General features: G+C 48.4%; 15 protein-coding genes. All 15 read left to right on the top strand.

Annotated elements, in window-relative coordinates:
• Positions 1-40: 40 nt before the first annotated feature.
• The 15 genes from HP548_RS03425 to HP548_RS03495 all read left to right on the top strand — a co-directional run bounded on the left by HP548_RS03425 (position 41) and on the right by HP548_RS03495 (position 23,326).
• A complete protein-coding gene (locus tag HP548_RS03425) occupies positions 41-1,129 on the top strand; it encodes a low temperature requirement protein A (protein ID WP_175380896.1) in 1,089 nt (362 codons plus the stop codon).
• A 222-nt stretch (positions 1,130-1,351) separates the two neighbouring features.
• Positions 1,352-4,138: a glycoside hydrolase family 3 C-terminal domain-containing protein gene (locus tag HP548_RS03430; RefSeq protein WP_175380897.1), complete on the top strand. Its 2,787-nt coding sequence runs from the start codon at positions 1,352-1,354 to the stop codon at positions 4,136-4,138.
• Between the two features lie 101 nt (positions 4,139-4,239).
• The gene (locus HP548_RS03435; protein ID WP_024629467.1) at positions 4,240-4,428 is read left to right on the top strand and encodes a hypothetical protein; all 189 of its coding nucleotides are present in this window, start codon (positions 4,240-4,242) and stop codon (positions 4,426-4,428) included.
• A gap of 187 nt (positions 4,429-4,615) precedes the next feature.
• Entirely contained in the window at positions 4,616-4,786 is a 171-nt protein-coding gene (locus tag HP548_RS03440) for a hypothetical protein (protein ID WP_175380898.1), read from the top strand.
• Positions 4,787-4,956: 170 nt separating this feature from the next.
• The gene (locus HP548_RS03445) at positions 4,957-6,345 is read left to right on the top strand and encodes an alpha-L-fucosidase (protein ID WP_099859185.1); all 1,389 of its coding nucleotides are present in this window, start codon (positions 4,957-4,959) and stop codon (positions 6,343-6,345) included.
• A gap of 142 nt (positions 6,346-6,487) precedes the next feature.
• Positions 6,488-7,354: a sugar phosphate isomerase/epimerase family protein gene (locus tag HP548_RS03450; RefSeq protein WP_099859159.1), complete on the top strand. Its 867-nt coding sequence runs from the start codon at positions 6,488-6,490 to the stop codon at positions 7,352-7,354.
• A 261-nt stretch (positions 7,355-7,615) separates the two neighbouring features.
• Entirely contained in the window at positions 7,616-8,674 is a 1,059-nt protein-coding gene (locus HP548_RS03455; protein ID WP_099859158.1) for a Gfo/Idh/MocA family protein, read from the top strand.
• 366 nt (positions 8,675-9,040) lie between these two features.
• Complete coding sequence (locus tag HP548_RS03460) at positions 9,041-10,453, top strand: alpha-L-fucosidase (RefSeq protein ID WP_099859157.1); 1,413 nt, start codon at positions 9,041-9,043, stop codon at positions 10,451-10,453.
• A gap of 313 nt (positions 10,454-10,766) precedes the next feature.
• A complete protein-coding gene (locus HP548_RS03465) occupies positions 10,767-11,747 on the top strand; it encodes an ABC transporter permease (RefSeq protein WP_024629462.1) in 981 nt (326 codons plus the stop codon).
• A gap of 15 nt (positions 11,748-11,762) precedes the next feature.
• Positions 11,763-12,671, top strand: a complete 909-nt coding sequence (locus HP548_RS03470) for a carbohydrate ABC transporter permease (protein ID WP_246317897.1) — start codon at positions 11,763-11,765, stop codon at positions 12,669-12,671.
• 128 nt (positions 12,672-12,799) lie between these two features.
• A complete protein-coding gene (locus tag HP548_RS03475; protein WP_175380899.1) occupies positions 12,800-14,437 on the top strand; it encodes a type 2 periplasmic-binding domain-containing protein in 1,638 nt (545 codons plus the stop codon).
• Between the two features lie 196 nt (positions 14,438-14,633).
• Positions 14,634-16,856, top strand: a complete 2,223-nt coding sequence (locus HP548_RS03480) for a helix-turn-helix domain-containing protein (RefSeq protein ID WP_175380900.1) — start codon at positions 14,634-14,636, stop codon at positions 16,854-16,856.
• Between the two features lie 44 nt (positions 16,857-16,900).
• Positions 16,901-19,213 (top strand): glycoside hydrolase family 3 N-terminal domain-containing protein, encoded by a 2,313-nt coding sequence (locus tag HP548_RS03485; protein ID WP_175380901.1) that lies wholly within the window; start codon positions 16,901-16,903, stop codon positions 19,211-19,213.
• Positions 19,210-22,311, top strand: coding sequence for an alpha-mannosidase (locus tag HP548_RS03490; RefSeq protein ID WP_175380902.1), 3,102 nt, complete (start codon positions 19,210-19,212; stop codon positions 22,309-22,311). Before HP548_RS03485 ends, HP548_RS03490 begins: the two co-directional genes overlap by 4 nt.
• Before the next feature lie 139 nt (positions 22,312-22,450).
• Positions 22,451-23,326: a sugar phosphate isomerase/epimerase family protein gene (locus HP548_RS03495; RefSeq protein ID WP_063566456.1), complete on the top strand. Its 876-nt coding sequence runs from the start codon at positions 22,451-22,453 to the stop codon at positions 23,324-23,326.
• Positions 23,327-23,332: the final 6 nt, after the last annotated feature.

A 23,332-nucleotide genomic window follows, 5' to 3' on the forward strand; every position in this document is an offset into this window, starting at 1 on the left:
ATCTTTTTGATAAGAGTTTAACCAAAAGGAGCATTGAAGGATGATGGAGAAAAAGGTTACCTGGCTGGAGCTGTTCTATGATTTGCTTTTTGTAGCAGCGGTCTCCAAAGCGGGACATGTCCTGCTGCATGCCGAACACGGCGTGATTTCGTTTGAATATTTGATGAAATTTGTTTTAATTTTTATTCCTGTCTGGTGGGCATGGGTCGGTCAGACCCTATTTATTAACCGTTATGGTCAGGATATCTTCATTCATCGAGTATTCCTCATCCTTCAACTCCTGTCTGTTCTGGTGATGACGGCGAGTCTCTCGGTTGATTTTGATCAATACTATCTTCCCTTCTTTGCGGGTTATATCGGTTCGAGGGCATTGACAGCCATTCAATATTTTATGATTCACAATTCCAAAAGCGAACATCAACAAAAAGCCGCCCGTTATCTGGGTGTATGCTTCATCATCGGCATCTTGATCTCAACAGGTTCCCTGTTCTTTGATTCGTGGCTGCGATATGCGATTTTGTACGTGGGAATTGCCGTGGATATCATTCTCCCGCTCATTGGGCGCAAAAATCTGGTGAAGGTGCCGATACACACCCATCATTTATTGGAACGTTTCGCTCTGTTTACGCTTATCCTGCTCGGTGAGTCGGTTGTCAGTATCATTGCCGTGCTGCAAATGGATCACTGGGATGTACGATCTGTTCTGTTCGCGGCATTTACATCCATATTTGTGATTGCGATATGGTGGCAGTATTTTGATAATGTTGAGAAAAAGGTCAGCAAAGAGATCCAGACCGCCGGGCAAGCAATCATCTACGGCCATTTGTTCATCTATATATCCATGAGCATGATTGCCGCCTCCATTCAGCTGTTATACCTGGATGAACTTAATTATGGTTTCATGTTGGCCTTTGTATTTGGTTCAGTTCTGCTGTATTTTCTGTCCACCTCGCTGGTGTTCCACCGATACAGGCATGCTCATCTGCGGCTGCGTCCACGTCACTTGGTGTTTATGCTGGGGATAATGGCTGCGTTTATCGTTGTGGATCTGATCTATCGGGTGCCTAATTATGCAATCGTGGGAGAGAACATGGTGTTCTTCCTTGTCTACGCCAAATTAACGACCTAATGCATAGGTCACACAAGATTAAAAGTCACGGACGAATAACGTTCGTGGCTTTTTTAGTTGGATAATTACAAAATCATGTCCACTGTGAGAAAAAACGTTTAACCTGATTTATTTTCTACTATAGAATCTGTTAATATGAGACTAGATACAAGTGAATCTACCAGATTAACGAATATACATAGTGATTCGTGGAGATGGAGATGACAATCAGGAGGGAAATCATTGAGCACACATCAAATCGGAGTTCCATTGGAAGGGTTTGCAGAGTTTAGCCGCACGGTTGCCGCTGAAGGCGCAGTGCTTTTGAAGAATGAAGGACAAGCGCTTCCAATCCAAAAAGACGAAAACGTTTCAGTGTTTGGACGGATTCAAGTCAACTATTATCGCAGTGGTACAGGCTCAGGCGGCAGCGTTCATGTGGCGTATACAACCAATTTGCTGGATGGTCTGCGTAGCAAAATAGGACTTACAGTTAATGAAGAATTGGCAGCTGTCTATGAAAAATGGATTGAAGAAAACCCGTTTGATGACGGTGGAAAAGTATGGGCGGCAGAGCCTTGGAATCAGAAGGAAATGCCTTTAACGGACGAAGTGGTATCCCAAGCCAGAAGTAAATCCAGCAAAGCAATTGTGGTGATTGGACGAACAGCAGGCGAAGATCAGGATAATGTGGATGCACCAGGCAGCTACCGGTTGACGGAAGATGAAAAAGCGATGCTGAAGCAGGTCACGAATCATTTTGAACAAACGATCGTCGTGCTGAATGTTTCGAACATCATGGACATGAGCTGGTTGAATGATGAAAGTTACGTTCATCCGATCCAAAGTGTCATTTACTCGTGGCATGGCGGTATGGAGGGTGGTAATGCGATCGCCGATGTACTGGCCGGAGACGTTACACCAAGTGGTAAATTGACTGATACGATTGCATATTCCATTGAAGATTATCCTTCCACAAGCAATTACGGGAATGAGTTTAAGAACCTTTATCAAGAAGATATCTACGTAGGCTATCGTTATTTCGAAACGTTTCGACCTGAAAAAGTACAATTTGAATTTGGATACGGCTTGTCCTATACCACATTCACAACCAAGGCTGAAGACGCAAAATTGATCTCTCAAGACGGAGAAAATAGCATTAAGGTGAATGTAACCGTAACCAATACGGGCACGACCTATGCCGGTAAAGAAGTAGTGCAGATCTATTATGAAGCCCCACAAGGTCAATTGGGGAAACCTGCAAAAGCTTTGGTGGCATTCGGCAAAACGAATCTGCTTCAGCCGGGTGAGTCTCAGCGTCTGACTGTGAGCTTCCCTGTAGATTCCATGGCTTCCTATGATGATGCTGGCGTAACAGGACATGCATCGGCGTATGTACTTGAGGCAGGAACATATCGTTTGTACGTGGGAACCAGTGTCAAAAATGTGGAGCATGTCAGCATTGATGGCCAAGATGGCTACGTCGTAGAAACGATTCAACTCGTGGAACAGCTCCAGGAGGCAATGGCACCGACTGAAGGCTTTACGAGAATGAAGCCGGGAGCGCGCAAAGATGATGGTTCTTACGAGTTGATCTTTGCAGATGTACCTACACGTCAAGTATCCATGGCTGAACGAATTGAACAAAGCTTGCCACAAACGCTGGAGCAAACCGGCAATCAGGGCTACAAGCTGAGAGATGTGAAGGCTGGCAAGGTTAGCCTGGAAGCGTTTATCGCCCAATTAAGTGATCAGGATCTGGCAGCAATCGTAAGAGGCGAAGGTATGAGCAGCCCACTCGTTACATCGGGTACAGCTTCCGCATTTGGCGGCGTGAGTGACAGTCTGTTCAATTACGGAATCCCTGTTGCATGTACTGCGGATGGCCCATCCGGTATTCGTATGGATAGCGGGGAGAAGGCTACACAAGTTTCCATTGGAACTTTGCTGGCCGCAACATGGAATGCAGAACTCGTTGAAGAGCTGTATGTGATGGAAGGCCAGGAATTGCTGAGAAATCAGGTGGATGCACTGCTCGGGCCTGGATTGAATATTCGTCGTAGTCCGATGAACGGACGTAACTTTGAGTATTTCTCAGAAGATCCGCTGATTTCCGGTGTATTTGCTGCTGCTTGCACAAGAGGAATCATGAAGGGTGGCTCTAATGCTACGCTGAAGCATTTCGCCTGCAATAATCAGGAGAAACATCGCAGTAAAGTGGATGCCGTTGTATCTGAACGTGCATTGCGTGAGATCTATCTGAAAGGGTTCGAGATTGCCGTGAAAGAAGGCGGTGCGAACTCGATCATGACTTCATACAATCCGATTAATGGACATTGGGCGGCTTCGAACTATGATCTGAACACGACCATTCTTCGTGGGGAGTGGGGCTTCCAAGGTATCGTGATGACCGACTGGTGGGCTATTATGAACGATGGCGTTGAAGGTGGACCAGCAGATCGGAAAAACACCAACTGGATGGTTCGCGCTCAAAACGATTTGTACATGGTTGTACCTAACTATGGCGCAGAAATCAACGGCTGGGATGATAACACGATCGAATCTCTGGAAAATGGGACGTTGACACGTGGCGAGCTTCAGCGCTCGGCTATGAATATTTGTGAGTTCATCATGAATGCACCTGTCTTCTCCAGAAAACATGAGATTGTAGAGAATGTCGCTTCATTCCAAGCGAATGCTTCACTTTCCTCAGAGCAGGCACAAGCGCTGGCTGATAATGCACAGGTCAAACCGGTTGTGGGCGAACCTGTTTACATGAAAGTGGATGAAGCAGGTCAATACCGGATTATTGTACAGATCATGTCTCCTGAGCCGGAATTGGCTCAAAGTGCATGTAATGTCATTCTCAATGATCAATTGATGACGACCATTCAAACCAATGGTACTGAAGGTAAATGGATCAGACAAAAACTTGTTAAAGTGGATTTGGAAGCAGGTTTGTACGAATTGAAGCTGGACTTCACCAAACCAGGTCTGCAGATCGACTGGATCGAATTCAAACAAGTGTAACGCAGGATCGTCTGATCTGTTGTAACTGAACATGACGACTGTTATGATTGTGTTATGAGATCCGGAATTTCTGAACAATCTGGTCAGGAGTGTTGCGAAGGATGAGAAGGTATAATTTTTGGAGCCCCATTCTGCTGATTGCGGTTGCGCTGATTGTCAGAGGCCTGGTTACGAATCTGGGCGTTCTGTTCGGCATGTCGCATGATGCAGCAAGTAATATCGCAATTGTTGCCATGTTGATTGCTGCACTGATCATGTTTAATCGAATGACAAAGGCAAAGCGAAAGTGAACTTATAATATTCGATATCGATCAAGAGAGAGGCACCCTTAGGGGTGTCTTTTTTGTGTATTGACGTTTCATTCATAACGTCTTAGACTGTTTATGAATAAAAACAATAACATTTTTATGATAACGAAAATAACAAATGTGATTACTCCAATGGCTAACCCATCATTTTCCGAAAGGAGACCCATTCATGAAGGTTATGGCGGCATGGTTTGTAGGCAAGCATGAAAAGGCAATGGATGTGTTGAGCAGGATGTGGGGAAAGCAGGAGGGTTCGTGGATCGTTCCGCTGAGATTGGTGAAGTCTTCGTGGAACAGGGATCGAATTGCAATCAGAAAGCTGACTTTCAACGACAGATGAACATAATTAAGGACCGCTGGAGATGCTGTGCTCTGTCGGTCCTTTATGGCATTTGACGGAAAGCGGACAGAGAACCAGCATGAGAGGAGAGGAATCCAGTAAATACAACCGATTGGGTGAAGGCAGCAGCACAGGTCGTGCCATCAGAACGTCAGCTGAAATGGCAGGAGATGGGGTTCTATGCATTTATTCATTTTACCATGAATACGTTTACAGATCAGGAGTGGGGAACCGGGAATGAAGATCCCGATATCTTTAACCCTTCTCATCTGAGTGCCCGGCAATGGGTTCAGGCGTGCAAATCTGCCGGTATGACCGGATTAATCCTCACATGCAAGCATCATGACGGGTTTTGTTTATGGCCAAGCCAGTACACGAATCATTCGGTAGCCGCCAGCCCTTGGCGAGATGGTGCGGGTGATCTGGTGAAAGAGGTTGCCGATGCCTGCCGTGAAGGCGGGTTGAAGTTCGGTATCTATCTGTCTCCTTGGGACCGTCATGAAGCATCCTACGGAGATTCAGAGCGATACAACGAATTTTTCAATAATCAGTTGCGTGAGCTGTTAACCCAATATGGTGAACTTTTCTGCGTATGGTTCGACGGAGCATGCGGAGAGGGGCCAAATGGGAAAAGGCAGATCTACGATTGGGATTCCTATTATGCACTGATCCGTGAGTTGCAGCCAGAGGCTGTAATCTCGGTATGTGGACCGGATGTTCGCTGGTGCGGCAATGAGGCAGGTCACACCCGGACTTCGGAATGGAGCGTCGTACCTGCCTACTTGCAAGATAATGAGAAGATCCAGGAGCAATCGCAGCGGGTGGATGATGGTGAGTTTGCCAGCAGAATTAATACACAGGATGCCGATTTGGGGAGTCGGGAAGTGATCCGGCAGCACGAGGGCAAGCTCATCTGGTATCCCGCAGAAGTGAACACATCCATCCGTCCGGGTTGGTTCTATCATGCGAGCGAGGACGATCAAGTCAAATCGCTGGAGGAACTGCTTAGCATCTATGATGGAGCGGTTGGGGGCAACGCTAATTTTCTACTAAACCTTCCACCAGATCGAAGCGGCCTTATTCACGAACAGGATGTTGAGCGGCTGCAGCAACTCGGAGACTTTTTGCGCAGTACTTATCGGCAAAGTTTGGCTGTTGGGGCGAGCATTCGCGCATCGGATACCATGGGTCAAGAACATGCCGCTACCCAGGTATTGCGTGAGGAATCGGATACTTTTTGGTGCCCATCTGAAGGAACTGAACTGGCTTGGCTGGAGGTAGAACTGCCGGAGGAAACGCGGTTCGACCGAGTCGTTCTCATGGAGCATATCCGTTTAGGTCAGCGAATTGAACGCTTTACGCTGGAGGCAAAGGAAGAGAGTGGTGATTGGCAGGAGCTGTATCGCGGTACGATTGTTGGTCACAAACGAATCTGTAGTTTCGAACCTTTTACCGCCAGAACCATTCGTCTGACCATTCATGAATCCAGATGGTATCCAACGTTGTCCTGGCTGGGTGTATATCTGAGCAAACAAGAGGTGCATGAAGCTGGCGATTGAGCCGTAACATTTGTAGATAAGCCGATTTTGGATTCATCCCATGGAAAATAGAGTAGCAAACGATTATTGGTAATTGTATGATCTTATGGAAAAAGGTATATGTAAGGTAGAGCCACACACCAGCAGGAGAGGATGAGAGGATATGAAAGTAGGACTCAGCACATACAGTCTGCAACAGGCACTGGATGCCAAGGAACTGACTGTACCCGACGCCATCCGTTACATCGCCGAGCAGGGCGGAGAACATGTGGAGATTGTTCCGATCGGGTACAGCCTGATCGACCAGCCGGAATTAATTGACCAGATTCGAGAGGCTGCGCAAGACGTGGGAATTGATATTTCCAATTACGCAATAGGTGCTAACTTCGTTACAGGAGAAGGCCCGGATGCACTTGGAAATGAGATTGCTACTGTTATGAAGCATGTAGATGTCGCTGCCGCACTTGGCGTTACGAGAATGCGCCATGATGTTGCGTTTCGTCCTGCACAGGAAGGTACTGTCGCCCAGTTTGAGGCCGATCTGCCTGTTCTGGTGAAGGCCTGTCAGCGAATTGCTGATTACGCTGCGAGTCACGGCATTACCACAAGTGTGGAGAATCATGGTTACTATGTGCAGTCCAGTGAGCGTGTCCGGCGGTTGGTGCATGAGACGGCACGTGAAAACTTCAGGACAACGTTGGATATCGGCAATTTCCTGTGTGTGGATGAAGACCCGGTTAGCGCTGTGAAAAACAACATTCCTTATGCATCCATGGTGCACGCCAAAGATTTCTATCGGAGACCTTCCTATCGCAATCCCGGAGAGGGCTGGTTCCAGACCGCACACGGCAATTACCTGCGCGGAGCGATTGTGGGCCATGGGGATATCGACATGCCGGAAGTATTCCGTGTGTTGAAGCAGTCCGGTTACGACGGATATATCTCTGTAGAGTTTGAAGGTATGGAAAATTGCAAAACAGCATCCCGAATCGCGATGGATAACGTCCGCCGCTTCTGGGAGGAAGCATAAACTGCTACTGTCCCACTATATAAGTGGAATCAATTTTTATATGTAAGGCTGAAGTAACAGGGGGGGAGTTTGGAACTGTAGGAGCGGTAGCGCCCGCCTTTGTCTGCGGATTTCAACTGCTGAGAGCGGTTGATACAAGAAATTTGTAGACAACAGCGGCCGAAAGTCCAAACATTCACCGTAGTTACGTTAAGCCGATTATCATATGTTTTGAATCAACTGATATGACCATCATTCAACTTATTATGGAGGGGAAAATCCATGTCCAAACTTAAAATTGCCGTTATCGGTGCAGGATCAATTTCCGATTTTCATTTACAAGCGTATGACAGTAATCCTGAAGTTGAAATATACGCCATATGCGACCTGAACGAGGCACGTGCCCAGGAAGCGGCGAAAAAATATAACGCTACTCATGTATTCACGGATTATAAGGAGCTCCTGGCACTACCTGAAATCCATTCGGTCAGCATATGTACCTGGAATGATACACATGCCGAGATCAGCATTGCAGCTCTGGATGCGGGGAAAAACGTACTTTGCGAGAAGCCGCTCTGTCAGACGGTAGAAGATGCGTTAGAGGTAGAGAAGGCTGTTCACCGCAGTGGAAAGCTGCTTCAGGTTGGCTTTGTACGCCGCTATAGCGACAATGCGCAGATTCTGAAGAAGTTCATTGATGAAGGCGAGCTTGGAGAGATCTATTATGCCAAGGCATCCTGTCTGCGGCGTTTGGGCAATCCGGGCGGATGGTTTGCAGATGTGGACCGTTCTGGCGGCGGTCCGTTGATCGATATTGGCGTTCATATTATTGATATCTCCTGGTATCTGATGGGCAAACCGAAAGTGAAAACCGTGTCTGCGAATGTCTCCAATCGATTAGGTAACCGTGCCAATATCCGTAATCTATCGTTCTACCAGGCTGCGGATTATGATGCGAACAAAAACACCGTGGAGGATATGGCCAACGCACTGATTCGTTTCGAGAACGGGGCAAGCCTGCTGGTGGATGTAAGCTTCACACTGCACGCGAAGCAGGATGAAACTTCGGTCAGACTCTATGGCGATAAAGGTGGCGCTGAACTGGAACCGGAAATTTCACTGATCGGTGAGAAATTCGATACCATTTTGAACATGACGCCACAGGTGGATTTCAAATCCCTTGATTTCGCAGGTTCTTTCCGTAATGAAGTCAATCATTTTATCGACAGTGCCCAAGGGCGCAAAGAGACGCTAAGCCCCGTTGAGGATGGCGTTGAAATCATGAAAATCCTCTGTGCCATCTACGAGTCCGCACGAGAAGGACGCGAGATTTCACTGTAGATATGCTGTTTCGATCCGAAAATGGCAACACCGCTCGAAGTAGTGAGGTCTAACAAGTCTATACTTGTTGAACCAAACATTTCGCCAAAACGGACTTAGAACCAATCTGAAGAATGCACTGCTATCGAAATGACTGGGCTAAATATGTCTTTCTTAGTTGAACGAAACATTTACACAATAACGGAGAGGGCAGAACGAATCTGAAGAAGCGAAGCGCTCGCCTTTATCCCCGGATTTTCCCCTTAGGAAAGGGAATCAAAAAAATCTGGGGATAACAGCGATCGGAAGATTGTTGTGACCGCGCAGTGGTCCAGTGTAATGCTATTTATTCAGCGTATGACATCCAATCCAAAGGAGATGAACGGGATGAGCGAAACCAAAGATACGGTGCTGGAACAGGAAGAGCAGGTGGTCGAAGCCGGGGTGCACAACTTTAGCAAAGAAGAGGAATGGGTGAAGCCTGAAGATCCATTGCTGAATGAACGCCTGGAGTGGTTCAAGGATCAGAAGCTGGGGCTGATGATGCATTGGGGGCCCTATTCTCAGCTTGGACTCGTGGAGTCCTGGGCGCTAAGTGACGAGGATGGCGATTGGTCACGCGATGATATCGACTGGACTGACGACATGGAGCATTTCAAGCAAGAATACTTTGATCTCAACAAAACCTTCAATCCGATTCGCTTTCAGCCTGAAGAGTGGGCACAGATGGCCGCTGATAATGGGTTCAAATATTTCCTGTTCACCACCAAACATCATGATGGTTTCTGCATGTGGGATACACATACCACCGATTATCGCATCACGGGCAAAGATACTCCTTTTCATACCCATAAGTATGCGGATATTTGTCGGGCGCTTTTTGACGCTTTTCGTGCCAAGGGGCTCGGGATCTCGGCTTACTTCTCCAAAGCGGACTGGCATACGCCATATTACTGGACACCTGGCATGGAGCGGGGAAGCCATATGTGGCGTGGACCATCCTATGATCCGAAAGCGTATCCATGGCTGTGGGAGAAATTCGTGGAGTTCACGCATGAGCAAATTATGGAGCTGCTGACCAACTATGGACGAATCGAATGTCTATGGCTGGATGCAGGCTGGGTACGTGAAGGCCGTCACGGTCAGGATATCCGATTGGGCGAAGTGGTGGAGCGGGCACGTCAGACAACTCAGCCGTGGCTCCTCGCAGCAGATCGCACAGTAGGCGGACCGTATGAGAATATCGTAACTCCGGAACAGACCATCCCTGAGCATCCAATGAATATTCCTTGGGAGAGCTGTATCACGGTGGGCAATTCCTTTGCGTTTGGATATGATGATCAGTACAAGTCAGCAAGACAGCTGGCACATATACTGCTTGAGGTAGTATCCAAGGGTGGTAACCTAGCGCTGAATGTTGGACCACAACCGGACGGGCGTCTTCCAAAGGGGGCAGTACGAAGTATTAAAGCCCTCGGAGAATGGATCGGTACTCACGGTGAGGGCATCTATGGCACGCGAATTTGCGGACCATACTTCACAGGAGATTGGGCCTTTACACGTAAGGAAGATCTCAACGTATCGTATGCCTTCCGTTTGTATAGAAACGAGAACGAAGCAGTACAATCACAGGTAGTCATTCCATATGTGGAAAAGGTGGAGCGAATTGAACTCGTCGGCACAGACGATGTGCTGTCATTCCAACGGACGGAAGATGGACTTGTTGTAGAGTTGCCACAAGCGGCAGTTACGGAAGTAGCACCTATCACGCTGACGTTCAGATTGTTCACAAACCAATAAACCTACATTTCAAATCCCGAGGGGCTTCTACAGTCCTTCGGGATTTTTTGGGTTGATGATTTTTGCGATATACCTGTGCTAAAGGACGATTTCCCCTTGTCCAGCAAGGGTTTTGGGAATAAGGAGAGGTGGGAGAAAATTGCAAATTGATAAAAGAACACTGCTCAAGGTACTATCGATTTAAGAAAGCGTTACCTGACATTATTACTCACACGGATGACGCTAATACAGAAAAATGAGTCAAAGAAAAGGATGTTTAAGGGATGTAAATGTAATGTATTATTACACTTAAGGTGTAGAAGGAGTGACGCGAATGAGTCGAGCTACGGAAAGCATACCTGCACCGGTGGAGCTCCAGCAAGGAAGAAATTACGCAGAACCCAAGCGACAGCATCCATTTATCAGAAGCCTCAAGAAGCATTGGGAGCTGTATCTACTGGTGCTTCCTCCCGTATTGTATCTGTTGATCTTCAAGTACATTCCAATGGTTGGTGTACAGATTGCCTTCAAAGACTTCAGTGTCGTTAAAGGAATCTGGGGCAGCCCTTGGGTTGGACTGAAACACTTTGAAGCCTTTTTCGAATCCCCGAACTTCTGGCTGCTGATCAAAAATACGATTGGGATCAGTTTCTACTCGTTACTCGCCGGATTTCCCATTCCGATCCTGCTGGCGCTTGCGCTGAATGAGATCCGAACAGGATACTTTAAAAAGACCGTCCAGATGGTCACGTACGCTCCGCATTTTATCTCCACAGTCGTCATGGTATCCATTATCATTCTGATGCTGTCACCGCATGTGGGTGTTGTAGACAAGCTATTTACCTTCCTGGGTTTCCCGATGACCAACTTTATGGGCATTCCCGAATACTTCAAATCCATCTATGTGTGGTCGGGTGTATGGCAGGGCATGGGCTATTCATCGATCATTTATATCGCGGCTCTCGCTGGCGTTGATCCATCCCTCTATGAGGCAGCGAAGATGGACGGCGCTTCAAGGCTTCGTAAAATCTGGCATATCGACCTTCCAACGCTCGTACCAGTCACCGTCATCATGCTGATTCTTAGCTTGGGCAGCATTATGGGCGTGGGCTTTGAAAAAATATATCTAATGCAGAATCCGCTTAACACGAGCGCTTCAGAAGTCATCTCGACGTATGTGTACAAGGTCGGTCTGATTGGGGCCAACTTCAGCTTCTCCTCGGCGGTAGGATTGTTCAACTCCGTGATCAACCTGATCCTGCTGGTTATCGTCAACGGCATTTCCCGCAAAGTATCCCAGAACAGCTTGTGGTAAAGGAGGAGCTCATCCATGTTCAACCTGATGAATCGTAACCGGATCAAGGACCCGCTCGGTGACCGTATCTTCATGACATTCAACTATATCTTTCTGTTCGCTATACTTCTAACGGTGTTTTACCCGCTCTTGTATATCATCAGTTCTTCATTCAGCTCCTCGCGTGCCGTTACATCCGGTCAGGTGTGGCTGTACCCGGTAGACTTTAACATTAAGGCCTACATCTCTATTTTCAAAAGCCAACAGCTCATGCTCGGTTTCTACAACACGATCATCTATACCGTTGTAGGCACATTTATCAATGTGGCGCTAACGGTCATGCTCGCCTATCCGCTATCGCGCAAGTCGTTTTACGGACGAGGTGCCATTATTATTTTCATGATGATCACGATGTTCTTTGATGGCGGTCTGATTCCAACGTATCTCTTGATGAAAGACCTTCATCTGCTGGATACACGCTGGGCGATGTGGCTGCCAGGGGCGCTCGCAGTGTTCCAGGTTATCGTAGCGAGAACCTTCTTCCAGTCTTCCATCCCGGAAGAGCTGGGGGAGGCGGCGGAAATGGACGGATGCCGGGACATCCGGTATTTGATCAGCGTAGTTCTTCCGTTATCAAAACCGATTCTGGCGGTCATGACCCTGATGTATGCGGTGGGCCACTGGAATGCGTACTTTGATGCCCTGATTTATCTTCGTTCCGAGAAGTTGTTCCCGCTCCAATATGTGCTGCGCAATCTGCTAATTCTTAACGCGGCAGACCCAGCAATGTTGGCCAATACGAGCCAGCAGCTAAGAGATCAGGGGTTCGAACAGGTCCTGAAATACGCACTGATCGTAGTTGCCAGCATTCCTATTCTCATCATGTACCCGTTTGTGCAGAAGCATTTTGTTAAAGGGGTTATGGTTGGCTCGCTCAAAGGATGATCTTTGTCATCTGCTTCCGTTACGCCACTTGAAAGGAGGTGGGGGAACACTCCGGCTTCCGGGATAAGGTTTAACACGAGTACGTAATCAGAATGTTATGCCGTTTTCAACAAAAAGGAGGAGTCAGATTGAAAAAATCTTGGATTTCGATGTTGTTTCTGGTCTTTGCTTCGATGGCTTTGTTGTCCGCATGTGGTTCATCCGAGGATGCGGGTACAGGGAGCGACGGTAGCGGGGAGAGCGGTGGCCCGGTAACGATGACCTTCTTTGCCCCACAAGGTAAAGCGTCCATGGAAGAAAATGAGTTCACCAAATTTATCGAAGACAAGTTCGATGTTACCCTGAAATGGGATCTGGCCCCGACGGACGCTCTGCAAGACCGCAGACAGTTGCTGCTGGCGAGTGGCGATTATCCTGAAGTGTTCCTCCATGGCAAGTTCACGACCTCAGACCTTCAAACGTACGGAAAACAGGGCGTGTTCCTCCCGCTGCAGGATCTGATCAAGCAGTACGGTCCGAATCTGACCAAGATGATGGAGGAGAAGCCGTACTTCAAAGAAGCGGTAACTGCGCCGGATGGCAACATCTACGCTCTGCCGATTTTCAATGAATGTTACCACTGTACGTACGCTCAGAAATACTGGATTAACACCGAGTGGCTGGACAATCTGGGTCTCAAAATGCCTACCACGACCGATGAACTTTACACGGTTCTGAAGGCATTCAAGGAACAAGACCCGAATGGCAATGGCAAAGCCGATGAGATTCCACTCACCGGTGCACCCAACAAGTACGTATGGAATGGCAACATCGATGCCTATTTGATGAACAGCTTTATCTATAATGACAACGATAAATATTTGATTGTGAATGATGGAAAGGTTGACTTTGCAGCGAACAAGGAAGAGCGGAAAAAAGGGCTGGAATACATGCATAAGCTGTATTCAGAAGGCCTGATTGATCCGGCTTCCTTCACACAGAACGATCAGGCAATCGGGCAGTTGGGTAACAAGGAAGGGGATGAGGTGGTCGGCTCTATAACGACAGCGCTGGTCAGCTACCTTGTGAACACGTATGACAAAGATATCACCCGCCACCAGCACTGGGACATCGTGCCTCCACTGAAAGGGCCGGATGGTGTGCAGACGACAGGCGCTACGCAAAGCGTAGGTGAGTTCGAGTTCGCCATCACCAATAAAGCGACCGAAGCACAACAGATCGCAGCGATCAAAATTGTAGATTACATGTTCAGTGAAGAAGGTGCCCTGTATGCAGAGTACGGTCCGACAGAAGGAAAGGGCTGGAAGAAGGCGGATGCCGATGAGAAAAACATCAATGGTGAGCCTGCCAAATACAGCTACTATAACCTGCCTGAGCGTGACCCAAATGTTGTAGTCAACGAGAGTTGGTCACAGATCGGAGCACATGACTTGTCCAATACGTTCCGCAATCTGTTTGCAGAAGGTCAGAATCCACTGGAAGCGGAGGGTTACGGTACACGTCTGGCGCAAGCAACCAATGTATATGAACCTTATGCGCCAAAAGAAGTCTATCCTGCGAACGTATTTATCCGTCCTGAAGATACAGAAACCGCTGCGCAGCTCACGACGGCCGTTAAGGATTACGTGATGACCAATATGGCTCAATTCATTATCGGCAGCAAGAGCATCGATAAGGAATGGGACGCGTACGTAAAAGGTTTTGATGGTCTGGGACTCAGCAATTACCTTGAGATTTACCAGCGTGCGATTGAGAAGAATCAATAAAGATTAATGGTTTCTTGAATGAGGCTGTCCCGATGTCAACACAGAAATCGGGATGGTCTTCTCCTTTTGACAACCCCACTTCATCCGATATAATTTACTGAATATTTATGGAAAATTAGCGACCAGATTGGCGCGGTTGTCATTCCAGCTTATGCAAAATGCTCATACGTATAAACAGTGGTGGGGGGCCTCGGAGATGAACAACAGTTGGTTTAGACGTTTGCTGCTATCGTATTTGCCTGTTTTTTTTATCGTGACCACAATCCTGTTTATCATTTTCTTTCAGGTATTCAATGAACAGAACCGGAGAGAAGCACTCAAGGCCAATGAATTTCTGGCGTCACAGGTAACGCAATATTTGGACAATTCACTACGTTCCATCGACTTCAAGGTGCTGCGTGATATTTTGACCAATCCCAACCTGAAAAATTATTATTCGGTAACCGGAAGCAAAGATGTGTATGCCGGAATTCAAGCAGTCCAGGTTATTGATGAATTAAAAATAGAGTATCCACTGATTGATTCCATATATCTGGTGAGATACAACGATGATACGGTATTCAGCAACGGCAAGGCGGTGCCGATTGAGGAATTCCCGGATGCAGCGTTTATTAAAGACAGTCGTGCTGCGGCAACGCAAAAGTGGGTGGGGGCGAGATCCTTTAAGGCATTTCCAACCGAGGAAGGAAAACAGGTCATTACACTCATTCGCGGTGTCGGAAACGGCACGGGCCTTGTCGTTGTTAACGTCGATCTGCCGACCTTGCAGAAATCCATCATGCAGATGTATGACCCTGAGTTCACCTTCGTGAATATCTTCAATCGCTCGGGTGGCAATCTGTGGGACGGAGCAATGCAGGGTGGAATTACAGCAGTTTCTCCCAAAACAGACTCAGGTGAAGTATTCTCCGAGTTTACATCCAGCTACAGTGGCTGGAAGGTACAGACGGGGCTGAACAATGGCAAGATCGTCAAATTTGCCCTGAAGTTTTATAATATCTGGTTTGTTTTTGCCGTTGCCGTTGTCCTGATTGGTGTGGTGTGGGTGATCTATGTAACACGTAGAAATTACAAGCCCATCCAGCAGATTGTCACGTTGATTGAGACGGTGGCTTCGCAGAAACAGCCAGGGGCGGGTTATACGAAGGATAACGAGTTTCGTTTTATCCAGACTACGCTGGAGCGAATGATTGATCAAACCAAGCAATATCAGGAGGAGCATGAAGAGAACCTGATTTTGCAGAAGAAATACTTCTTTCAGGAGCTGCTGGAGGGTACGCGGGACTTTACCGGCAATGAACTGACAGCGGAGATGAGCAGGTTCAAGCTCCCGCAGTTAGAGGATCGATGGGCTGTAATGGTGGTGGAGATCGATCAGTATTCCCGATTCATGGAGGAGTACCACAATCAGGATCAATCCCTCCTGAAATTCGTGTTATCCAGCATTCTACAGGAGAGTGCAAGGCACGAGGGCACCGAAGTGTGGGCTGAGTGGATATCGGATCAGCGTCTGTATGCCATACTCTGGATTCCCGAAATGGAGAAAGGTGAGGAGACCGAGCAGAGACTGCTCTCCGGTTATCTTGACAGGGTTGGGCAGTATTTGAACTTCACCGTAACCATCGGTATTGGAAGAGTCGCAGTGGATGTCCGTGGTCTGAGAGCTTCGCTGAAGGAGGCGGTGCATGCCTTGGAATACAAGGCTGTGCTCGGCATGAATCGTATCATTCCATGTGGGGAGGTACCGAACTCAACGAATGATGTGTATGAATTCCTGAAGACGATCTCTTTGCTGGTACAGGCGATGCGACTCTCGGAAGATGTGTGGGAGAAGCATTTTGACCGCTTATTCGAACAGATCCATGAATCCGTGCTCTCCCGCCAGGAGATTATGAATACGGTCCAATTGCTGTTCCAGCACTATAACCGGGAGTTCGCAGAACTTCCACGAGAGTATCAGGAGCGATGGGCATCTGTATTTACACCACTTCTTCCTAGGTTGGAAGGTTGGGAGACGTTGGATGATTTACGCGCGCTGTGCTGGGAAGGTTTCCGTGAGCTGGCTGATGAGATGCAGACGCTTCATTGCTCCAGAAAACATCGATCTCATATTCTTGAAATTCGCAAGTATATTGAACAGAACTACAACAACCCCGAGCTGTCACTAAATTATCTAAGTGATCTATTTGATATCAATCCGAAATATTTAAGTAAGCTATTTAAGGACGAGATTGGTGAGAAGTTCGTGGATCTTCTGATTAGTCACCGTATTGAGAAGGCGAAACAGCTCATGCTGGAGACGGATAAGGCCATTCAGGAGATCAGTGAGGAAGTTGGGTATACGAATTACAATTCCTTCAATCGGGCGTTCAAGAATGTGGTGGGTGTTGCGCCTAGCGACTATCGAAAAGCCATGTGAGCCCATGCACCAGACTAAGCCGAACTCATAAGGAGAATATGCATATGGACTATAAAGATGCATCGCTTTCCGTTCAGGAGCGGACCCAAGATCTGCTCGGGCGGATGACCACGGAGGAGAAGATAGGGCAGCTGATCCAGCCGATGGGGTGGAAGACTTATGTTAAGGAAGCAGATGGTACGGTTCAGGTTACGGATGAGTTTAAAAAGGAAATCGCAGATGGTGGGATTGGGTCTTTATATGGAACACTTCGTGCTGATCCCTGGACGGAAGTGACGCTGGAGACTGGCCTGACGCCTAGGCAGGGAGCTGTTGCCACCAATGAAATCCAGCGGTATGCCATGGAGAACTCCCGGCTGGGCATTCCCATTTTGTTCGGGGAAGAGTGTTCTCACGGGCATATGGCCATTGGGGCAACTGTATTCCCGGTGCCGTTAGCAGTAGGAAGTGCTTGGAACACGGAATTGTACCGCAAGATGTGTGAAGCGATTGCTGTGGAGACTCGGAGCCAGGGAGGAGCGGCAACATATTCGCCTGTGCTTGATGTAGTACGGGACCCGAGATGGGGACGGACGGAGGAATGTTTTGCCGAAGATCCATACCTGATCGGTGAATTGGCGGTTGAAGCGATAAAAGGTTTACAGGGTGACCGGCTCGATTCTAATCGGACGATTGTGGCGACACTCAAACATTTTGCAGCCTATGGCAGCTCGGAGGGTGGGCGCAATGCTGCTCCGGTGCATATGGGACTACGAGAGCTGCACGAGGTGGATCTGCTGCCGTTCAAGAAAGCAGTGGAAGCCGGAGCATGTTCTGTCATGACAGCGTATAACGAGATTGATGGTGTGCCTTGTACGTCGAGTTCATATCTGCTGAATGATCTCCTACGCGTGCAATTGGGTTTTGACGGATTTGTCATTACTGACTTTGGTGCAATTCAGATGCTTGTCAATGGACACAACACCGCGGAGAACGGGGAGCAGGCCGTTGCTCAGTCGCTTAAGGCAGGGGTGGACATGGAAATGTCCGGGTACATGTACCGCAAGCATCTCGGGCAGGCCCTGTCGCAAGGATTGATTGAAGAGAAGGATCTGGATACGGCGGTAAGGCGGGTGCTGGAGATGAAGTTCAGACTGGGCTTATTCGAACAACCTTTCGTTGATCCTGACTTTGCAGAGCAGGTGATCGGATGTGAAGAACATATTCAGCTGGCGAGAAAAGTCGCGCAGGAGGGAATCATTTTACTCAAAAATGAAGACAACACCCTTCCGCTCGGTAAAACAGGTACAAAACTGGCGGTCATTGGACCGAATGCAAACCACGTCTACAACCAGCTTGGCGACTACACCTCGCCGCAGCCGAGAGGACAGATCGTTACGGTGCTGGATGGGATTACGCGCAAGCTTGGTGCTGACACCGGAAAGGTGCTGTACGCACCGGGCTGCCGGATCAAAGGGGATTCCAGAGAGGGCTTTGCGCAAGCGCTCGCCTGTGCTGAAGAAGCAGATACTGTCATTATGGTGATGGGAGGGTCAAGTAGTCGGGATTTTGGCGAAGGGACCATTGATCTGCGGACGGGGGCATCCGTTGTTACGGATGATCCATGGAACGATATGGAATGCGGTGAAGGGATAGACCGATCGTCTCTGAACCTGATGGGTGTTCAACTGGAACTGGTGCAAGAAGTACATAAGCTGGGGAAACCGGTTATTGTCGTATATATTAACGGAAGGCCCATTGCCGAACCATGGATTGATGAGCATGCCCATGCCATTGTGGAAGCATGGTACCCCGGGCAGGAGGGGGGCAACGCCATTGCAGATATTCTGTTCGGTGATGTGAATCCATCTGGTCGTCTTACCATCTCCATTCCCAAGCATGTAGGTCAGCTTCCGGTCAACTACAATGCCAAACGTACCCGGGGCAAGCGATATTTGGAGACCGATCTGGTACCACAATATCCGTTCGGTTTTGGGCTTAGTTATACAGAATTCAAGTACGAGAATGTAAGAGTTGTACCCGAAGTGATTGGACCAGACGATGAAGCAGAGGTGCAGGTGGAGGTCACAAATACGGGAGCGGTTGCGGGAAATGAGGTTGTACAGCTGTATATTACGGACGTATCGGCTTCGGTCACCCGTTCCGAAATTTCACTGAAGGGATTTCGTAAAATCCATCTAGAGCCGGGACAGACCCAGACGGTGACGTTCCCTGTGCAAAAAGAACATCTAGAGCTGATCGATTCCCGTCTTCAGCCTGTTGTGGAGCCGGGTGAATTCAGACTAATGGTTGGCAGCAGTTCCAGAGACTGTACTGCTTGTAGTTTACACATCCAGAAGGTGGGGGTGGAGGTATGATTCGAATTCAGAGATTCATTCAGGATCTGACTCAGCAGCAATGGAGGGATACTATTGAACTTCCAGAGTGGCAGATGCAGAAAGCCAAGTATGTCCGGCCAGGGGAATATGAGTATGAACAGAAGAATGCGGCTGTTCAAAGCTTGAATCCACTCCATAGTAACCATGGAACGACTTATTTTCTGAGCAAAACCGTAGAGATTCCGGCCAATTGGGAGGAAGATGTGGTCGGATTGATCTTCGAGGCCAGGGGTGAAGGGCTGCTGAAGGTGAATGGCGTGCCTTATCACGGACTGGACCGCAATCATGGGTATGTACCGTTACCGAAGAGCCGTGTGGGAACTACGCCATTGCTGGAGATTGAGCTATTTGATCCCATACCAGAACCACATGACCCCTTGAATCGACAGGCGGTCATCCAGCCGCCAATTCAGGGCATTCGAGCCGCTTTGGTTCGTGTTAATTCGCCTTTACAGAGTCTAATGTATAGCATTACGGTACTTTCGGAATCACTCCGAGCATTACCGGAGAAAGACTTAAAGCGCACCCGTCTTATCCGGGATATTCATCAGGTGATGGATAAGATGTACAACGAGCCGGAGCGCTGGAGTGAAGCGGCGTGGGTGCAGCATTGGGAAGAATGGCTCGCACAGTCGGTGCAGGAGGAAGACCCGGAAGAGTATCGAGACGGATTCATGCATTTGGTTGGGCAATCCCATATCGACATTGCCTGGCTGTGGCCTGTGCGTGAGACTGTGCGCAAGTCCAGCCGCACCTTCTCCACGATGTGTACTTTGATGGATGAGTATCCGGAGTTCGTGTATTCGCAGAGTCAACCACAGCTGTATGCATTCGTGAGAGAGCACTATCCTGAGCTGTACGAACGAATCAAAACCCGAATTGCCGAAGGCCGCTGGGAACTGGTTGGTGGCATGTGGGTCGAGCCGGATCTGAATATTCCGAGTGGCGAGTCGCTTGTGCGTCAGATCCTGTACGGGCAGAACTTTTATCAGGAGGAATTCGGCAAGCGTTCAAACATCGAGTGGCTTCCTGACACGTTTGGCTACTGTGCTTCGCTGCCACAACTGCTCAAGCTGGCTGACATTCCTTATTTTATGACCACCAAGCTCAATTGGAATGATACCAACGTTTTCCCGTATGATCTGTTCCATTGGGTAGGCATTGACGGCACCTCGGTGCTTGCGTATCTCAATCACGGAGTGAATGAGCATACCCGGCCCAAAGATGTCGATGAGCACTGGCAATCCTACAAGCAGAAGGATGTACACCCCGAGCAAATGCTGCTATATGGGCATGGCGATGGTGGAGGCGGGGTAACGAACGAAATGGTTGCGTTCGCAGAGCGATCCCATTTCATGGTTGGGCAGCCCATTAGCAATTTCAGTACAGCAGGCGCGTTTTTCGAAGAAATTTCGAACAACAATCCTAAGCTGCCCAAATGGCATGGCGACTTATATCTGGAACTGCATCGTGGAACCTATACAACTCATGCACGCAACAAAAGGAGCAATCGCAAAGCAGAGGTGTTGTATCGGGAAGCTGAAATCTGGGGGCAGTTTGCCGGAGTTGAAGCAGCACAGGCGAAAAGTGATCTGGATGAAGGCTGGAAGCTGATCATGCTGAATCAATTCCATGATATTATCCCGGGCACGTCCATTCCCGAAGTATACGTAACATCAATGGAAGAGTATACGAAAGTATTCGCTCTGGGGACATCGGCTATGAATGGTACCCTTAGTAGTATTGAGGACCGCATTGCGACAGATGGCTTCGACGGTCTGCCCTATGTTGTATTTAATAGCCTAGGCTGGGAGAGGGGAGAAGTTGTTACGATTACAGGCGACGAGAAACTGAGCGGTTTAGCAGCGTTTGACCATCGGGGTAATCGTCTGCTGAGTGACCTGGAGGCAAATGGAGACGTGCTGACCTTGTCAGTCTATGTCCCATCCATTCCGGCCTTTGGATATGCCACGATATGGCTACGCCAGGCACCGGATGCCAATCTTCCTGCATTGAAACAGGATGAATCTTTTCCTTCTGTCTGGGAAACGGACTTTTACACGCTTGAATTTAACGATGTAGGAGAGATCATCAGATGGTATGACAAAACCATGCAACGGGAGTGGCTGAAACCGAGCGATAAAGCGAATGAGTTACAGTTTTTCCATGACAGGCCAACGTATTGGGATGCTTGGGATATTGATCCGCGGTTTGAATCGCAGCGTGCAGGAGTGGCAGAGCTGATCTCCAAAGAAGTAGTACAGCGTGGAGTAACGCAGGATATCCTTCGGTTTCACTGGAAGTTAAACGAGTCCGAGATTCACCAGGATATCATTCTATATCGTCATCAGCGACGTGTTGATTTCAAGACAAAGGTGAACTGGGCGGAGAGTCATAAGCTGCTCAAAGTGGCTTTTCCCGTTGATTTGGTATCAGCGAAAGCAGCCTATGAAATCCCGTTTGGTGCGCTGGAGCGCCCTACTCATAACAACACCAGCTGGGAGCAAGCCCAGTTTGAAGTGTGTGGTCACCGCTGGGCGGATATCTCCGAGGGCAACAGTGGTGTAAGCCTGCTGAACGATTGTAAATATGGATATGACATCAAGGATCAGACGATCCGTCTTTCTCTACTGCGTGCTCCTAAATGGCCGGATGAACATGCTGACCAGGGTGAGCATGAATTCACGTATTCCCTGCTGCCGCATCAGGGAGATTGGCGGGAAGCGGGTGTGGTACGACGTGCGATGGAACTGAACCACCCGGTTCGGGTTGTTGCAAGTGAACGACACTCTGGCACATTGCCAGCAGAGCACAGATGGGTTCATTTCCATAGTGAACATGTCATTCTGGATACGATTAAGGCTTCCGAAGACGGTACGGGAGCGGTACTTCGTTTCTATGAGTCATCTGGTGGAAGAGAAACGGTTGAGATTCAATGGGCTGACGCGCGTATACAGACGTCTGTAGTCAATCTGTTGGAGGATGATATTAGACCACTAGCTTGTCATGAAGGGAATTTTGAGCTGACGTTCAAGCCATATGAAATTCAAACTGTGAAGCTGGTCTCAGCAGATTAGTCTCAAGAAACCGGATAAGAAATGATCGGAGAAAAAGGAGTGACCGGGTAGGGGTCGAAAATTGTATAGAGCATTCCGTCCATCATGAAGGCTCACCAGGAATGAAAAATCAAATACCGATTTAACGGGAGGGTATGGCATGAAATTAACAAACAAGATTGGCGTGATCGTGGATAGCTTCGGTGTAGGTGTACGTGAAGGATTAAGCAAAGCGAAGGATGTAGGTGCAGAAGGCGTACAGATCTATGCAGTCCATGGAGAGATGGACCCTGAGAACCTCTCTCCGACAGCTCGCAAGGAGTTAAGAAGTTATATCGATTCTCTTGGTCTTGAAATTTCTGCCCTGGTTGGCGATTTGGGCGGTCACGGGTTTCAGGTCAAGGAGGATAATCCGTGGAAAGTAGAGAAGTCCAAGCGCATCGTGGATCTTGCTCTGGATCTAGGTACAAATATCGTCACAACACATATCGGTATTGTTCCGCACGATCCTTCCTCCGAAGTGTATGCCACACTGCATGCCGCATGTGAGGAACTGGGCCAATATGCCAAAAGCGCAGGAGCCTACTTCGCGATTGAAACGGGACCGGAAACGGCAGCAGACCTGAAAGGGTTTCTGGATACCCTGTCGACTAACGGGGTTTCGGTGAATTTTGACCCGGCGAACATGGTGATGGTTACTGGAGATGACCCTGCACGAGGTGTTCATCTGCTCAAGGATTATATTGTGCATACCCATGTGAAAGATGGTGTGCGCCTGAAGGAAGTAGACCCGAGGGACGTATACGGTGCAGTGGGATATGCGCCTATGGATCATGAGAAAATTGCCGAAATGGTCTCTTCCGGAACATTCTTCCGTGAGGTACCGCTGGGCGAGGGCAGTGTGGATTTTGACGCATACTTTGCAGCCCTTCGGGATATTGGCTACAAAGGTTATCTGACGATTGAACGCGAGGTAGGCGACCAGCCGGAACAGGACATTCGCAAAGCGGTTAAATTTATCCAACAATACCGATAGGGAGCT

The organism is Paenibacillus taichungensis (assembly GCF_013359905.1).
Lineage (GTDB): Bacteria > Bacillota > Bacilli > Paenibacillales > Paenibacillaceae > Paenibacillus > Paenibacillus taichungensis.

Bases quoted from the DNA above. Each gene is read 5' to 3' on its own strand.
- HP548_RS03465 (WP_024629462.1), top strand. From the start codon at position 10,767: ATGAGTCGAGCTACGGAAAGCATACCTGCACCGGTGGAGCTCCAGCAA.
- HP548_RS03495 (WP_063566456.1), top strand. From the start codon at position 22,451: ATGAAATTAACAAACAAGATTGGCGTGATCGTGGATAGCTTCGGTGTA.
- HP548_RS03440 (WP_175380898.1), top strand. From the start codon at position 4,616: ATGAAGGTTATGGCGGCATGGTTTGTAGGCAAGCATGAAAAGGCAATG.
- HP548_RS03445 (WP_099859185.1), top strand. From the start codon at position 4,957: ATGGGGTTCTATGCATTTATTCATTTTACCATGAATACGTTTACAGAT.
- HP548_RS03425 (WP_175380896.1), top strand. From the start codon at position 41: ATGATGGAGAAAAAGGTTACCTGGCTGGAGCTGTTCTATGATTTGCTT.
- HP548_RS03485 (WP_175380901.1), top strand. From the start codon at position 16,901: ATGGACTATAAAGATGCATCGCTTTCCGTTCAGGAGCGGACCCAAGAT.
- HP548_RS03455 (WP_099859158.1), top strand. From the start codon at position 7,616: ATGTCCAAACTTAAAATTGCCGTTATCGGTGCAGGATCAATTTCCGAT.
- HP548_RS03450 (WP_099859159.1), top strand. From the start codon at position 6,488: ATGAAAGTAGGACTCAGCACATACAGTCTGCAACAGGCACTGGATGCC.
- HP548_RS03480 (WP_175380900.1), top strand. From the start codon at position 14,634: ATGAACAACAGTTGGTTTAGACGTTTGCTGCTATCGTATTTGCCTGTT.
- HP548_RS03490 (WP_175380902.1), top strand. From the start codon at position 19,210: ATGATTCGAATTCAGAGATTCATTCAGGATCTGACTCAGCAGCAATGG.
- HP548_RS03460 (WP_099859157.1), top strand. From the start codon at position 9,041: ATGAGCGAAACCAAAGATACGGTGCTGGAACAGGAAGAGCAGGTGGTC.
- HP548_RS03435 (WP_024629467.1), top strand. From the start codon at position 4,240: ATGAGAAGGTATAATTTTTGGAGCCCCATTCTGCTGATTGCGGTTGCG.
- HP548_RS03470 (WP_246317897.1), top strand. From the start codon at position 11,763: ATGTTCAACCTGATGAATCGTAACCGGATCAAGGACCCGCTCGGTGAC.